This window comes from Pseudomonas cimarronensis (assembly GCF_049331905.1).
Lineage (GTDB): Bacteria > Pseudomonadota > Gammaproteobacteria > Pseudomonadales > Pseudomonadaceae > Aquipseudomonas.
In genome coordinates this window covers 1,131,402-1,147,008 of record NZ_CP186283.1, presented here as the reverse complement: position 1 = coordinate 1,147,008, position 15,607 = coordinate 1,131,402, and the positions used below count along the sequence as shown (strand labels likewise).

Sequence of the window (15,607 nt, the reverse complement as noted above, 5' to 3'; positions counted from 1 at the left end):
GTTGAGGCGCCCTTAAAGCTGGAGACCGCCGGCCATAATCGCCAGCGCACGCAGATCGCGGTACCAGCGCTCGGCTGGATGCTCTTTGGTAAAGCCATGGCCGCCGAGCAGCTGCACGGCGTCGGTGCCGATCTTCATGGCCTTTTCGCTGCACAGCAGGCGTGCCAGATAGGCTTCGCGCTGGAACGGCAAACCCTGCTCGGCGCGCGAACACGCGCGCCAAACCATCAGGCGCATGGCGTCGAGCTCCACGGCCATATCGGCGACCATAAAGGCCACGCCCTGGCGATGGCTGATCGGCTCGCCGAAGGCCACGCGCTCGTTGCAATACGGCACCACATAATCCAGCGCCGCCTGCGCCGTGCCCACGGCCAATGCACACCACGCCAGCCCGGCATAATCGAGAAAGCTCTGGTAATTGAAATGCTCAGCGGCTAGTCGCGCCTCAACCGGTACCTTGACCCCATTGAGCCGCACCCGCGCTGTGCTGCCAGCCTTCAGCCCCATGGCCGGCTGCGGACTACGTTGCAGACCTTTGGCACCGGCTTCGACGATAAACAGCGCAGGGCCGTCCGCCGCCTGCGCCGCGACAATCAGGTGACTGGCGTCCAGGCCGCGCAGCACAAGGCTCTTCTCACCGCTGAGCACATAGTGCTTGCCGCGTTTACGCGCACGGGTCGCCAGCTTGTGCGGGTCGAACAGCGGCGTCGGTTCATTGACCGCAATGGCCATCACCGGCGCGGGTTCTTCACCGACAAAGGCCGGCAGCCAACGGGCCTGCTGCCCGGCATTGCCCCAACGGCGTATGCAGTTGGCCGCCGACAAGGGCACCAACAAAGCGGCGGCCAGGGACAGATCGCCCTTGCCCAGTGCTTCGGCAATCAGCGCATTGCTCAGGGTGGTGCGTTCACCGGCCATGCCGCCCTGCGCCTCGCTGACCGCATAGTGCGTCAGCCCCAACTCGTGAGCCTGGTTGAGCAACGCCGCCGGCAGCGCCGCCTGTTCATCGGCGTCATAGGCCAGCGGGCGCAGCACTTCACTGGCGAAGGCTTCGAGCATCTCCACCAACATCTGCTGCTCATCAGACAGGGACAGATCAAACAAGGCATCCGGGTCAGCCGGGCGCGGCAATTTGGCGACTTTGCCCGCGCGCTGCGCCGCCGCGCGAAAGCTCGCGCGGCTGCCGGTATAGATCAGTTTTTCGAAGGGTTTGCGCAGCTTCAAACGGTCCGGCCAGTCAGCCTGGGCGACTCGATTCAGCACTGCCAGGGCACGGCCCTGTACGTCGGAACTCATGGCATCTCACTCCATACGGGGGATGTCACGGATCATGCGCGCGGTCAGGACAAGCGCCTATGACCGCGCCGACGCGCTTGACTGGCAAAGCAGCCAGTCAGTGTGGAGAGTTACTTGCTGCGGATCTTCTCGACGATGGCGGTGGTCGAACTGTTCTCTACCAACCCCAGCACGCGCACTTCGCCGCCGTAGGCGCGGACGATATCACCACCCACCACACCCTCGATGCCGTAATCACCGCCCTTGACCAGCACATCCGGCTTGACCGCGCGCAGCAGGTTTTCCGGAGTGTCTTCGCTGAAGCTCACCACCCAATCCACCGCGCCCAGACCCGCCAGCACGGCCATACGGCGATCCACGGCGTTGATCGGCCGACCCGGCCCCTTCAGGCGGCTGACCGACGCGTCGTCGTTGACCGCCAACACTAGACGATCGCCTTGCGCACGGGCCTGCTCCAGATAGGTCACATGGCCGGCATGCAGGATGTCGAAGCAACCATTGGTGAAGACAATCTTCTCGCCATGGGCGCGGGCGTCTTCGATGGCCAGCAGCAGTTGATCCAGACTCAGCACACCGCGCTCGGAGCCGGCATCACGCTGGATTGCGCGGCGCAGTTCCGGCGCGCTGATCGCCGCAGTTCCCAGCTTACCGACCACGATACCAGCAGCCAGATTGGCCAGCGCCACTGCATTCGGCAATTCCTCGCCCGCTGCCAGGCTGGCGGCCAGGGTAGAAATCACCGTGTCGCCCGCGCCGGTCACATCGAATACTTCACGGGCACGCGCCGGCAGGTGCAGCGCTGGATGCTCCGGGCGTAGCAAGGTCATGCCATGCTCACCACGAGTCACCAGCAACGCGCCCAACTCCAGCTCTGCCATCAGCGCCGCGCCCTTAGCCACCAATTCGGCCTCGTCACGGCAGTGGCCGACGATGGTTTCGAACTCGTGCAGGTTCGGCGTAATCAGACTGGCACCGCGGTAGATGGAGAAATCTTTGCCCTTGGGATCAGCCAGCACGGCAATGCCTTTGCTACGCGCCAGTTGCACCAATGCCTGATGGTTCTGCAGCGCGCCTTTGCCGTAATCAGAAAGAATCAGCACCTTGATGCCGTCCAGTTGCGCTTCGACGCTGGCGGCCAGGGCGGCGCTGTCGGTGCGGAACGGCTCTTCGAAATCCATGCGCAAAAGCTGTTGATGACGGCTCATCACGCGCAATTTGACGATGGTCGGCTGATCTTTAATCGTCTGGAAGAAGGTCTTCACGCCAACCGCCTGCAGGCTGTTGCGCAGGCTTGCGGCGGCTTCATCCTCACCGGTCACGCCGAGCAAGGTGGCCGGTGCGCCGAGGGCCGCGATGTTCAGCGCGACGTTAGCCGCGCCACCGGGGCGGTCTTCGATCTGCTCGACCTTGACCACGGGCACCGGCGCTTCCGGCGAAATCCGCGAAGTGCCGCCATGCCAATAACGATCGAGCATGACATCGCCCACCACCAGAACGGCGGCCTGGTCGAAACGCGGCATGGACACTTTCATAAACACTCCAGAAAAGGCAGAACAAATTGCCGGGGATCATAACATTGGCGGGCCACTGCGCCGGCTAACCGCCGAGCGTGCGCACCCAGAACAGTTCATGGCGGCGCACCGCCTTGCGGAAGAATTCGTCTTCACCGGTAGCCGGCCAGCGCCGCCCGACCAGCACACGCTGAATCCAGCGGCGGATACGCCGTTTAAGCGGCAACGGGCCTTGTAAATCGTGCTGCATGGCCAAGGCCATGGCCTTATCCAGCTGCTGCGCGGCATCCAGGCTTGGGCTCCACAGCCCATCCGCTGGCAACTCCTCGATGGCTGGCGGCAGGGCAATGCCAAACCCGGCCGGGCCCATGGGCCAGCGGTCGTTGTCGTGCAGGTGGTTGGCGTACAGCAGCAGGGTTTTCGGCTTGTGCCGGCTCAGCTCAATTGCCTCCAACAGTGCTTGGGTGCTGGCGACATGGTCGCTGTGCGGGTCCAGCTGCGGATGCGGAGTGACGACAACCTCGGGCTGGTGGTGCTCAAGCGCAGCAACCAGATCCGCCAGCAGATTGCGCCAGCTGGGCACACCATCGGCATCACCGGGCAACGACAAGGGATTGCTCGCCCGCACGCTGCGAATATCGGCTTCGCCGGACTCACGCGAACCGAACGCCTGATCAGGCTGGGCCTGCATCGCCGGTAACTGCAGGCAGTAATAGCCCAGCTGCAGACACTGGCTTTGCGCCACACCGCCCCACAGCGGCACGGCCAGGCTGTCCCAGGCGCGCAAACGACCCTTTAGCTGCGCGGCAGCTGCTTGTTCCAGCCCGAGGATTTGATAAGCCTCGGCTTCAATTTCGCCCTGCGTGAGAGTGAGGATGCTGACCTCGCGCGCCCGGCTGTACAGGCCAAAGGCAGCCAGTTCGGCGTCGTCGGCGTGCGGCGCGACAATCATCAAACGCTGCTCGGCGTAGTCCGGATTGAGCTGCGCATGGAGCGTGACATGCGGATCCAGGCGGCAAAAGCGGCCACGCAGCGACAGCTTGCCCTGCGCCAATAGGTCACCCTGCCCGGACAGATTCAGATAACGCCGCCCGTTCACACCGCGCTCAAAATCCTGACGATCATTACCAATCAGCACATAAGGATCGAACCAGCGCCCCAGCCAACTGGCCTTTATGCGCACCTGCAGGATCAGGGTGTCTGCCGCCTCCAGTTCGCCGTCCAGCCTTATGTAACCGGCATCAATGCGACCATTAACGGTACAGGTCGACTCGGCAAAGGCGTAGCTGTAGTCATCGCTGGGCGAATAAAACAGGTGATCGGCAAACCAGGCCTCATGCGCGATCCAGCCAAGCACCAGCAAGACCGGCACCCACCACCAAGCGGCCAGCACGCCGACGAGCGCCAACACAACAAGTGCCAGTAGCAACGCGATGCGCTTTTGTCGGCGATGGCGCTTGAGCAGGATCTGTTTACGGGCAGACATGCTTACACCTGATAAACCGCGACGCGGTTGCACCAGCGGTCTTTGTATTCGCGATCAGCCCGACCAAAGGAATAGCGCAACGGCTTACCCAGCGCGCGCGCCTCGCTCCAGGCCGCCTGGGTATTGATAAAGCTCAGCACACTACCAGGGCTGAACTCACGGTTCTGCGGATCAACACCGCCGTTGATGTATTCCAGGCTGACCCACTGCGGCGCCTCGACGCGGTACAACACCTGAATCGCCACCGGCTGATCATTCAGGTAGATCAGCGAGCCGGTCATAAAGTCGCGCATCAGGCTGAACACTTCTGCTAGATACGCCTTACCGGTGGCTTCAAAACCCCAGCGACGCTGAAACAGATCGGCATAAATCAGCGCCTGCTCGGCTGCGGACAACTCCAGCATCGACCGGACAACACCACCCGCCTCTTCTAGCAAACGCTGCTCGCGACGCTGGTTGTAGCGGAATTTCTTGCTGTATTCCTCAGGTTCGCGGGCTAACGCCAGGCCTTCAGGTTGCTCACGACGGTCGACTACCTGCTCAGCACTCAGAGCCGACAGATAGCGCACCTTATGGCGCAGCGGTACGCGCGCGCTGCTCGCCAGCGGCAGAATGATCTCAGCATTGCCCAGATCGAACAGGCCACGCTTGCCCTGCTGTTTCAGCACCTCCTTGGACAACGCCAGATAGCGTCCCCAAGTCGCAATCGCCGCCTGCAATTCACCATCGACAAACCAGCCGAGATAACGCACCGGCAAGCCCGCAAGCCCCGCCAAACGTTCGACGACCTGTGGGTGAGTGGCAACGCTACCACCGAACCGTTGCCAGGCACCGGCATAAATGGCAGCGTCAATCGGCGTCCAGCCACGCTCACGCCAGGCGCGTAAATGACTGAGCATCAGGCATCAGGCTCCGGACTCAGGTCGCTATCGTCAGCAAAGTCTCGGGCATGCAAGCGCGCATAGTAGCCGTTGAGCGCCAGCAACTCGCTGTGAGTGCCCCGCTCGACAATCTGCCCCTGATCCATCACCAGAATCAGATCAGCCTTCTCGATAGTGCTTAACCGATGCGCGATGACCAAGGTGGTTCGCCCTTTCATCACCTCATCCAGCGCACCCTGGATATGCCGCTCCGACTCGGTGTCCAGCGCGGATGTGGCCTCGTCAAGAATAAGCAGGGGGGCGTTTTTCAACAATGCGCGAGCAATCGCCAAACGCTGACGCTGACCGCCGGAAAGCAGCACACCATTCTCACCGACCAGGGTTGCATAGCCGTCTGGAAGCTTCTCAATAAACTCGGCGGCGTAGGCCGCTTCAGAAGCTTTACGCACATCCTCAAACGGCGCACCGGCCAGATCACCGTAGGCAATATTATTGGTCACGGTATCATTGAACAGCGTGACATGCTGCGTCACCAGCGCAATATGCTGACGCAGGTTGCGCAGACGGTATTGCTCGACGTCCAGACCATCGAGCAGGATCTGGCCCTGTTCATGGTGATAAAAGCGCGGAATCAAGCTGGCCAGTGTGGACTTGCCGCTACCCGAACGCCCAACCAACGCAACCATCTGCCCAGGTTCAGCTACAAAAGAAATATTATTGAGCACAGGTTTCTCGGCCCCCGGATACTGGAAGCTCAGATCTCGTACTTCAAGGCGACCAGTGACACGCCCGCGCTCTTCGGTACCGTGGTCGACCTCCTGATCCTCATCCAGCTGTTCGAAGATGCTTTCGGCACCAGCTAGCCCCTTCTGTACCGTGGCACTGACTTCGGACAACTGGCGAATCGGCTTGGGTAGCAGCCCTGCCAGAGTGATATAGGCCACCAGATCACCCGGCGAGGCATCACCACGCATCAACAAAACGAGAAACATCAGCACTGCCATAGCAGTGTATATCACCAGCTGCAACATCGGCGTATAGACTGCACCGGTCTTGGTCATGCGCAGCTGCTTTTCCCGGTTACTGTTACTCGCGCTGAGAAACCGTGCCTGCTCATAAGACTCGCCCCCAAAGCTGCGAACAACCCGGTATCCCTGGATAGTCTCAGACGCTACATGGGTTACATCGCCCATGGCCACTTGAATCTTTTTGCTTTGCTTGCGGAACTTGCGGCTGGCACTGGTCACCATCAGACCGATCAGCGGGAGAATGGCCAACATGACCAGGGTCAGTTTCCAGTTCATCCACAGCAGCGAGGCGAACAGGAAAATCACAGTCATGCCTTCGCGCACCACAACCTTGATGGCGTCGGTTGCCGCCCCCGTGACCATGGTCACGTTGAAGCTGATCCGCGAAATCAAATGCCCCGAGTTATGGGTATCAAAATAGCGATTGGGTAACACCAGTAGGTTGTTAAACAATGAGACACGCAGGTCATGCACCAAACCCAGCGAGACCCTGGCCAGAAAATAGTTGCCGAGAAAAGACCCAACGCCCTGCCAGAGCGCGATCAAGACAATCAGCAAAGGCACGACCTGCATAAGCTTCAGATCGACCAGGAACGGCACATCCTTCAGATATGGTACAGCCGCGAAAAAACTGGCATCCGGATTGGCCAGACCGTCGACAAAATACTTGAGGATGTAGCCAAACATCGGCTGAGTGGAGGCAAAAATCAGAAAACCCAAAATACTGATAGCGAACAGGCCCGAGTACGGGACCACGTATTTCAGCAATCGCAAATAAACCCTGATACTCGATTGCTGGTTAGAATTGGCCATTCGGCACGCCTCGTACGACGACTAGAGAAATAAGATGCGGATTGTAACAGCGAAAGAATTCCAAGATTGGCTGAGCCAGGGCGAGGTTCTGGAAAAAGACAGCCATGGCGCTAAAGTCATTCGCCTGTCCGACGGCAAATTACTGAAAATCTTTCGCAGCCGCCGCCTCCCTTTGCTTGCCCGCCTGAGCCCTGAGGCAGCGCGATTCGATGATCGCGCCAAGCGCCTGCAGGCTATCGGCATTCAAACCCCAACGATTTGCGAAACCTGCTGGATCGACCGCAGCAAACTTGTTAGCGCCTGCCTCTACGAGCCACTCGCAGGCCAGCCGCTGGACCGCCTATTTCGTGACAGCCGAGCGCAGTTCGATTTGCTGCTGCCGCAACTGGCAGCCTATATCTACCACCTGCATCGACGCGGCATCTACTTTCGTTCGCTGCATTTGGGCAACATTCTGCGGACTCCAGATAACGACTTCGGCCTGATCGACTTTCTCGACATTCGATTCAAGAACCGACCACTTGGACACATGCTGATTCGCCGCAACTTCCAGCACCTGCGCAACTACCTGCAGCGGCGCAAGGTGGAGAATTTCCCATGGGAGGAGCTGATGGCGGCTTACAAAACGGCCAGCAAGGCATCCAGATAACTCATGCAGATCAAATTGCGCCCACATGCTCGGCGAATGAGCAAAGTCCTTATCTTTAACCTAGCGAATTCAACCTTGATTGAAGTAGCTGCCAAGGCGATACCACTGCAAATACAGCCACGCCTCAATCTGCTCAGGCAGCTTGCGTAAGCTGCGGGCAGCACGACTCAAAACTCCCTTGCCACTGCGTGAACGCCAACTGCCCGCATAGAAATGTCGTGCTATTGGCTTCACCCCGGGCGCGCCGACACCACGCGCATCAGCAAGCATGCCAATGGCCAGTACCCGCTCCTGACCTCGCACTTCGTCGCTGCCGTTCCCAGTAAATCCTTGCTTAAGCAGCAATCGACTGACCTCATTGACGTTGACCAATTCAGACAAACGACCAAGATCAAACTCCGTGCGGTCGTAAAACTCCAGCATATGCTGGGGCAACCAATGCCCAGCCTGCGCACCAATAATCGACGTGGCGAACCGCTGCTGATCTTCAGCTCCAATAAATAGATGCAGATCAAGCAGCGCATCAAAACGCCCACGCACCTCCACATCCACATCTAGGTAAATACCCCCATGCTCTGCAAGGACGCACATGCGCACATAGTCAGACACAAAAGCATAGCGACCTGCTGCATAAGCCGCTGCTGCAAATGGATGGGAGCTGATATCAAAACTCTGCTCGTCCCAGCGCACCACCTCGTAATCCGGCAAACGGTAAGCCCAGGACGCCAGACAGCGCCTGGCCAGCAAGGGCAATGACTTACCGCCAAACCAGCAGTAGTGAATTTTCCGGGGAATCATGCCTAGCCACCATATCTGCTGAAGAATGCCTGAGGATTACCACTAAGCGGCTGACAATCGCGCCCACCGTGGTCACGCCGTAATTGATTGACGCAGCGGTAAAGCTGAGCCACTCGGCTACGGAAAATATGCTCTTCGGTCAGCTGACCAGAGCGCGTCGACAATTTCCGCAGAGCCTCGACCAACCCGGCTTCGGCCCGCTTGAACGGCCATCCTGGTGGCGTCAGCGTTCGCCATTTGCGCTTACCGATACCACGACGGTGCAATTTGACCTTAAGCCACTGACCGCCATGTTGAAGCATTCCCTTAGTCTCAGCGAACCTGGCTGTCTCATAAAAACCGGCAAGCTCGGTCACTTGAAGACTCACAGCAAAAGCTTCTGCCCAGTCATACCATTTATCGGGATTGAACTGCCCACCAAAGCTGAAAGGAACCCAAGGCACACGTAAAATATCGGCAAGAATGGCCCCATGCATAGCCTCGGCCAGTACCAGATCGGCTGAAGCCAACTCCCTCATAAACAACTCGGCCGGCAGCAGGGGGGATAGAAACGTCAGCCCAGCTCGCTCACAAATCACCGACCAATCCACGAGGCGTAGCGAACGGTGATGTGGAACAACAACTATCTTGCCCGCCGCGGAAGCAGGAGCCCAGCTAGCCCAGTCCAGCGTAGCCAGCAAATAGGCAGCATCGGCGACCGCCTGCTCACTCGGCAACCCCATTGCCTTGGCCGAGCGCGGACCACGCACGGCATAGTAATGCCAACGCTCATCCGGCAAGGGCGGCAAACCGTAACCGGCCCCCGTACCCAGAACATTGATCCGATGGGCACCATCTAAGCGCAGGCAAAACTCACGATTCAACAGCGTACCAATACCCAGCAGCACTGCTCCATCAGTGCCCTCCGGAGACAGGTCGCCCAGCAGCGCCGGCCATAGCCAACGGTTAAGCTCATCACCGACATTGTCACTACCTGCAGGGTAGATTGCCTTCATAACGCCCTAAACCTACTTATCGCGGCTAACAGCAAGATCCTGGCCGCCTGCATCGCGCATGTTCAAACGCAACTTTCTGTCTGCAGCCAAGGCAAAACCAAGGAATATGGGCAACCACACCGTAAACCACTCTTCCCGAGGCTTGACCCAGGGGCCGATACCATCCGTCAGTAGCGCCACCATGGAGAAGCAACATAACGCGCACAACACCTGCCCCGGCACAGAGTCTCTTGCCGACCAAGCACTCCAGGCAACCGCGGCTTGCAACGCGAGCCAGAGCAGTAATCCGACAACACCCAACTGCAAAGCAAGGTGCATATAGAGGTTGTGGGCATGTTCAAAATTGATACCCAATTCGACAATATGTAGCTGGTAGTCAGTACCAACGCCCAGCCCCTGCCAAGGATTGGTCGACCATAACATCCAGGCCTGCTCAAGCAGCTGAGGGCGATAAGATAAACCGCCACGCAGAAACTGCTCAGGCAGCAACCAAGCCCCCAGCAGCGCAATCAAAAACACCATGCATCCAGCCATCCAGGCTCGACGAGAGGCCATCCAAAGACCAGACAGCGCCAGACATACCACTAAGGCAAGAGCAGGCCCCTTACTGCGCGACATCAGCAAGAACACCAAGCAACCCAAACACGCAACCATCCACAACCAACGTTGAAGGCATGGTGAAAGCCAGCTACGCATAAACAGCACAACCAGCCCCATCACGCCGACAACATGAGAAGCAAGAATCGTGTGATTGAGCAAGCCAGTCCCCACCACACGACTTGCTAGCGGCTGATTTTGCAGCACATAAAAATAGAAAAGCGACCACCAAACCAATATACCCCCCAGCACCGTACACCCCAGCAGAACCTGCCAAAGCAGGCGCGAATTAAGCGCGGCCAGAGCAACTACGGAATTAACCGCCAAGCAGATATAGAGCAACTCTTTATATCGATCCTCTGCCCCGCCCCAACTAATCGACAACCCGGCCCAGAGCACCGACAGAGCAAACAAAGACAGCAGCAGAGCATCCCAGGCACGGCGAACCGCCGGTGCCGTGAATAGCGCTAACAGACCCGGTAGCCAGAGAAAAACAATCAACCCCTGTTGATACAGCTTGCTGGTCGGAAGCAAGAACATGCCCAGTAACAGCCATGTGAAGCCCAAAGCAAGCCAGCGAGTAAGCGCAACAGCCCATTGCGAAGGCGTTAATACGTCAGCCATGTTTTCTCCATTAGCACGACGAGCGCCCATAACGTAGTTTTGCCCACCAACGCTGCAATGTTTGGCGTGTCTTGTGTTTAGGTTTGCGCTCGACCTGTTCGATATCACTCATATCCAGTAAGCGCTGCTGAGCCAGGATCGGCCGCACCACAAAGGTATTAATAGAAGGCTGCAAAATCTCTGAGTAGTACCAGTCAAGCGGCAAGCCCGACTCGGGAGCCTCGCAAAGAATCCGCTCATACAGACTTGCATCGACCACATAGGCATGGGCCAGGCGAATACGGCTGCCCGCCCAGAGGTTGGTCGATACCGCAGCTTTTTTACCGCCTTTTTTGAACGTACCGCCGAGATAAAGCAGTCCCCACTCACACCCCTGCAGCTGTTTGCTTGCACGAGTCAGTACGGTGCGAGTGTATGTCTCGAACTCGCAGTCGTCCTCCAGAATCAGCACAGACGGCCAACCCGCCTCACGCGCCATTTGGATAATTGCCAGATGACTGCGCATACACGCCCAAGTCGTTTGCAACTTGTGCTCCGCAACAGGACTTGGCCCATCAACACGTTGAAGAAATGCCCTAAGTGCAACCGATGGCGGGTCATCTGTCAGATCACGGACACTGATGGCGGAGAAACGCTCGGCTGCAATACCGACCCGCGTCAGATTTTCCGTCATCCGCGCCCAGCGATCAGTACGGTGATCAAGGTTGATCACAAACGCATGTTCGAAACAAAACCCACTCATCGCACTATCCACACCATCACAGCATCCTGCTTTATCGGTCTTTTCAGCAACCCACCCTTGCGACAATGACTGACTCTCGATCGGATTGTTGCGCTGCAGTTCCTCAAGCAAGGAAACCGTCTTCACAAGTCCGGAAACGCCATGGGCCAGATGATGATCCGCAAAGCGAGCCGATTGCTGCAGACTATTTGGATAGTCCATGGCAATCTGCGCAATGCGCTGCTGCAATTGATCAACACGCTCAACACGCTGACCGAAAAAAGCCTCCTGAGCAAAAATGTCGGGTTCGCCACTAGCATTTACATAGATCAGCGGTCGCCGTGCCAGCGCGGCCTCAATTACCGCATTGGACATGATATTGATCACCAGTGAGGCACGCCCCAAAGCTTCAGCCAGCGTGCAATCGGCGGGCAGAACCTGCAGATTAGCCAGCCTGGCAGTGGCCTCTTGCCAGAATGGTACCTGGCTGCGTGGATGTGCCTTGATCAACACTTGGTACTCAGGATGCACGGCAGCCCAATCACGCAGTAGCGCGTAAGTCGCCTGGTAACCGGACTCTTTCTCCTTGTCCGGGCCAACACCAAGAATCAGTACAGTTCGCTTGGATGGCTCAGCCGGCAACAGATCGTAGGTGTCGTCAACCATATGCGAACCGGCCAACACAGCCTGCGAGCTACCAAAACGCAAGTGACGAGCCTGCAACGCGTCCAGCGAACTCTGACCAAACAGGAAGTAATAATCGTAGTCGTTCATGCCCAGACGCCGCGAACTTTCAACAGTCGAGGCATGCGCCAGCTGTACCAGCAGCCGCTGCCGCGCATTCAGCGCCAGACGCAGAAACGGTGCATACAGACTGCCGTTGCGATCGTTGAGCAAGATGCGCGGCTGATATCGCTCCACCAGCCACTCGGCATAAGCAGCATGGCCAAAGTAGCGAATCGGCACGTCATACGGCGGGCGCTTGAGCAAACGCTGGCGAAGAATACTTTTAGGCTCCTCCAGCGCGGTTTCCATCAGACTATGACCACGTACGCGCAACTCTTCGATCAACAGTTTCTTGCGCTGGAACTTGATCACCTTAGGGGCCGACTGCAGCAATAGAAAGTCAAACGACTCGACCGCAACGACTGCAGCCAAACGCCGCTTGGCACGCCAACCGAACAGCCAGTCGCCAGCCAGCTCGCGCCCAAAACGCAGGGCGCTACCCAACAATCCGTGGCGCTCGCGCAGCAATAACCATCGATAGCGATCCAGAGCGCGGGCCTTGGCAGCCCATGGGTTGGCAACAACATCCTGTGTCATGACGACCTCAACGCAGAGCGGCAAGCAAAGGGGATGACCAAAACTGCGCCCGCACCGCCTGATCGGAAAAGTGCAACCGCAGACCATCCAGCATGCGCTCGCGCTTAAGTGCCAGATCAGCCGCAGCTTGAGTTTCGCCGACCAGCTCAGCAGCCAGCGCCTTGGCATCACCTAAAGGGAACAAACGACCAACCCACTGCACCACCTCGCGGCCACCGCCGCAGTCTGTGGCGACCAGCGGCACTCCCGCAGCCATAGCTTCCAGCAACACCATACCGAAGGGCTCGTGATCAGAGCTCAGTGTGAACACATCGAACGCCTTGAAATAATTACGTCCACTCGCAACCTGACCGAGAAAACGCACCGAATCAGTCACGCCCAGTTCACTGACAAGGCTTTTCAGCGCCCCATCTAGCTTACCGCTGCCCATGATTGCCAGCAGGCTGCCAGCCGGTAAGTGCGGCAATGCCAGGGCGAAGCCCTTGATCAGCGTGGCCTGGTCCTTGTCCGGGTGCAGTCGCCCGACATTGCCAACCACCCAGGCATCCTGAGGTAAGCCCAGGTGCTCACGCGCTGCTTCGCGCGGAACCTGCGCAGCCTGCACAGCGGCGACGTCGATGCGGTTGTACAGCGTCTCGATACGTTCGGGCGCCCAGTTCGGCAGGCAGGCACGCATGTCATCGCGCACAGCATTGGAAACCCCGAGCAAAGCCAGGCGCTTGCGGAAGAAATTGGCAAACAGCTGGCGCGTTCGCCGCTTGTAGTCGCCAAACGCATGGTGCACACCGATGACCGGGAGATCGCTACCCAGCAGGGCGACGTAGATCGGTTTAAAGCGATGGGCGATACAGAACTTAAAGTCGCGCGAAGCGGCAATACGCTTGAGGTCGCGGATCGCCTTGAGCTTGAGCCCGCGCACGTCGCGACTCGAGTAGTCGAGGAAAAGCACCTCGTCAGAGGCCGAGCCTTGCTCGACCAAATCGCTCGGTTTGCCCGTCAGGTACACCGTGCACACTTTATAAGGCGTACCAACAAACAGCGCGGCGTACTGCCGCGCGCAATCGAGGAAGGGGCCGTCATAGCCGTGACAGAACTGCAGCACCCACGGCTGAGCAGCCTCCGCGACCTCAGACGTTGTCATACCAATCCTTGCCATCCTTGACCACCAGGATGTCTTCCATGATCAAGTACTGCAAGTCCGAGCCGAAGAACATGTTCAGCGCGTCGGTCGGCGAGCAGATCATCGGCTCGCCGCGGCGGTTGAGCGAGGTGTTCAGCGACACGCCGTTGCCGGTCAGCTTTTCCAGTTCCAGCATCATGTCGTAATAGCGCGGGTTGTATTCGCGCTTGAGCACTTGAGCGCGCGAGGTGCCGTCTTCGTGCACCACTTCGCCGACACGGGTCTTCCACTCGTCGTTGACCTCGAAGGTGAAAGTCATGAACGGGCTCGGGTGATCGACTTTGAGCATCTGCGGACCGACGGTGTCGAGCATCGACGGGCAGAAAGGCCTCCAGCGCTCGCGGAACTTGATCTGCTCATTGATACGATCCGCCACACCGGCCACGCTCGGACAACCGATGATCGAACGACCGCCGAGGGCGCGCGGACCGAACTCCATACGGCCCTGGAACCAGGCCACAGGATTCGCGTCGACCATGATCTTGGCGATGCGCTGCGGCATGTTGTCGATGCGCTTGAACACCGGTTTGCTCGGGTGACGGGCGCAGGCGGCGATCACGTCTTCGTTGGAGTACGACGGGCCGAGGTAGACGTGCTCCATCTTCTCCACCGGCACGCCGCGCTGGTGCGAAATATAGGCAGCCGCACCGACCGAAGTACCGGCATCACCGGACGCCGGCTGGACGAACAGCTCTTTCACGTCGTCGCGGGCAATGATCTTCTGGTTCAGCTTGACGTTCAGCGCGCAACCACCGGCGAAAGCGATCTTGCCGGTCTCGCGGATAATGTCGCCGAGGTAGTACTCCATCATCTCCAGTGCCAGCTTCTCGAACAGCGCCTGCATGCTGGCCGCGTAATGGATGTACGGATCGTCGGCGATGTCGCCCTGGCGTTTCGGGCCGAGCCACTCGATCAGCTTGGGCGAGAAGTAGTAGCCCTTGCCGTTTTCCTTGTAGCGACGGAAGCCGATGACGTTGGCGTAGTCGGTGTTGATCACCAACTCACCATTCTCGAACTTGGCCAGGCGCGAGAAGTCGTACTTGGCCGCGTCGCCATAGGGCGCCATGCCCATGACCTTGAATTCGCCATCGAGCATCTCGAAGCCGAGGAACTCGGTGATCGCCCCGTACAGACCGCCAAGCGAGTCCGGATCGTAGAATTCCTTGATCTTGTGAATCTTGCCGTTCTCGCCCCAGCCGAAGAAGGTGGTGGCGTACTCGCCCTTGCCATCAATGCCGAGGATCGCGGTCTTCTCTTTGAAACCCGAGCAGTGGTAGGCGCTGGAAGCGTGGGCCAGGTGGTGCTCGACCGGCTCGATCTTGACCTTCTTCAGGTCGAAGCCCAGCTGCTCCAGGCACCACTGGATCTTCTTGTGGTAACGCTTGTAGCGGCGATTGCCCATGAGGATCGCATCGAGGGCGCGATCCGGTGCGTACCAGTAGCGCTTGGCATATTGCCAGCGGGCTTTCTCGAAGATGCTGATCGGCGCAAACGGAATAGCCACCACATCAACGTCGGACGGTTTGATTCCAGCCTGTTCCAGACAGAACTTGGCCGACTCGTAGGGCATGCGGTTCTTCGCGTGCTTGTCGCGCACGAAGCGCTCTTCTTCGGCGGCCGCGATCAACTTGCCGTCGATATACAGGGCGGCGGATGGATCATGGCTGAGGGCGCCGGAAAGGCCGAGAATCGTCAATGCCACTGG

12 protein-coding genes are annotated in these 15,607 nt (G+C 58.7%); 1 reads left to right on the top strand and 11 read right to left on the bottom strand.

Going from position 1 to position 15,607, the window contains the following annotated elements; translation table 11 throughout:
* Positions 1 to 12: 12 nt before the first annotated feature.
* The 5 genes from ACOCLD_RS05345 to msbA all read right to left on the bottom strand — a co-directional run bounded on the left by ACOCLD_RS05345 (position 13) and on the right by msbA (position 7,015).
* On the bottom strand, positions 13 to 1,296 hold the full coding sequence (locus ACOCLD_RS05345) for an acyl-CoA dehydrogenase family protein (protein WP_422911134.1): 1,284 nt from the start codon (positions 1,294 to 1,296) through the stop codon (positions 13 to 15).
* Between the two features lie 110 nt (positions 1,297 to 1,406).
* Positions 1,407 to 2,828: a bifunctional D-glycero-beta-D-manno-heptose-7-phosphate kinase/D-glycero-beta-D-manno-heptose 1-phosphate adenylyltransferase HldE gene (gene hldE, locus ACOCLD_RS05340; protein WP_392540966.1), complete on the bottom strand. Its 1,422-nt coding sequence runs from the start codon at positions 2,826 to 2,828 to the stop codon at positions 1,407 to 1,409.
* A gap of 64 nt (positions 2,829 to 2,892) precedes the next feature.
* Positions 2,893 to 4,293 (bottom strand): PIG-L deacetylase family protein, encoded by a 1,401-nt coding sequence (locus tag ACOCLD_RS05335; protein ID WP_422911133.1) that lies wholly within the window; start codon positions 4,291 to 4,293, stop codon positions 2,893 to 2,895.
* Positions 4,294 to 4,295: 2 nt separating this feature from the next.
* Positions 4,296 to 5,192 carry a GNAT family N-acetyltransferase gene (locus ACOCLD_RS05330; protein ID WP_422911132.1) on the bottom strand — a complete coding sequence of 299 codons (897 nt, stop codon included), beginning with the start codon at positions 5,190 to 5,192 and terminating at the stop codon, positions 4,296 to 4,298.
* A complete protein-coding gene (msbA, locus tag ACOCLD_RS05325) occupies positions 5,192 to 7,015 on the bottom strand; it encodes a lipid A export permease/ATP-binding protein MsbA (protein WP_422911131.1) in 1,824 nt (607 codons plus the stop codon). The genes ACOCLD_RS05330 and msbA overlap by 1 nt, the downstream gene beginning before the upstream one ends.
* Positions 7,016 to 7,049: 34 nt before the next feature.
* On the opposite strand from msbA, the gene ACOCLD_RS05320 reads away from it, so the two are divergent.
* On the top strand, positions 7,050 to 7,664 hold the full coding sequence (locus tag ACOCLD_RS05320) for a toluene tolerance protein (RefSeq protein WP_422911130.1): 615 nt from the start codon (positions 7,050 to 7,052) through the stop codon (positions 7,662 to 7,664).
* 69 nt (positions 7,665 to 7,733) lie between these two features.
* Here the strand turns inward: ACOCLD_RS05320 and ACOCLD_RS05315 are convergent, their stop codons facing one another.
* The 6 genes from ACOCLD_RS05315 to ACOCLD_RS05290 are packed head-to-tail and all read right to left on the bottom strand — an operon-like array spanning position 7,734 to position 15,604.
* Positions 7,734 to 8,462, bottom strand: a complete 729-nt coding sequence (locus tag ACOCLD_RS05315) for a glycosyltransferase family 32 protein (RefSeq protein ID WP_422911129.1) — start codon at positions 8,460 to 8,462, stop codon at positions 7,734 to 7,736.
* 2 nt (positions 8,463 to 8,464) lie between these two features.
* The gene (locus tag ACOCLD_RS05310) at positions 8,465 to 9,457 is read right to left on the bottom strand and encodes a polysaccharide pyruvyl transferase family protein (RefSeq protein WP_422911128.1); all 993 of its coding nucleotides are present in this window, start codon (positions 9,455 to 9,457) and stop codon (positions 8,465 to 8,467) included.
* A gap of 12 nt (positions 9,458 to 9,469) precedes the next feature.
* Positions 9,470 to 10,678, bottom strand: a complete 1,209-nt coding sequence (locus ACOCLD_RS05305) for an O-antigen ligase family protein (protein ID WP_422911127.1) — start codon at positions 10,676 to 10,678, stop codon at positions 9,470 to 9,472.
* A 10-nt stretch (positions 10,679 to 10,688) separates the two neighbouring features.
* The gene (locus tag ACOCLD_RS05300) at positions 10,689 to 12,722 is read right to left on the bottom strand and encodes a glycosyltransferase family 25 protein (protein WP_422911126.1); all 2,034 of its coding nucleotides are present in this window, start codon (positions 12,720 to 12,722) and stop codon (positions 10,689 to 10,691) included.
* A gap of 7 nt (positions 12,723 to 12,729) precedes the next feature.
* On the bottom strand, positions 12,730 to 13,863 hold the full coding sequence (locus tag ACOCLD_RS05295; protein ID WP_422911125.1) for a glycosyltransferase: 1,134 nt from the start codon (positions 13,861 to 13,863) through the stop codon (positions 12,730 to 12,732).
* Positions 13,850 to 15,604: a carbamoyltransferase gene (locus tag ACOCLD_RS05290; RefSeq protein WP_422911124.1), complete on the bottom strand. Its 1,755-nt coding sequence runs from the start codon at positions 15,602 to 15,604 to the stop codon at positions 13,850 to 13,852. Before ACOCLD_RS05290 ends, ACOCLD_RS05295 begins: the two co-directional genes overlap by 14 nt.
* Positions 15,605 to 15,607: the final 3 nt, after the last annotated feature.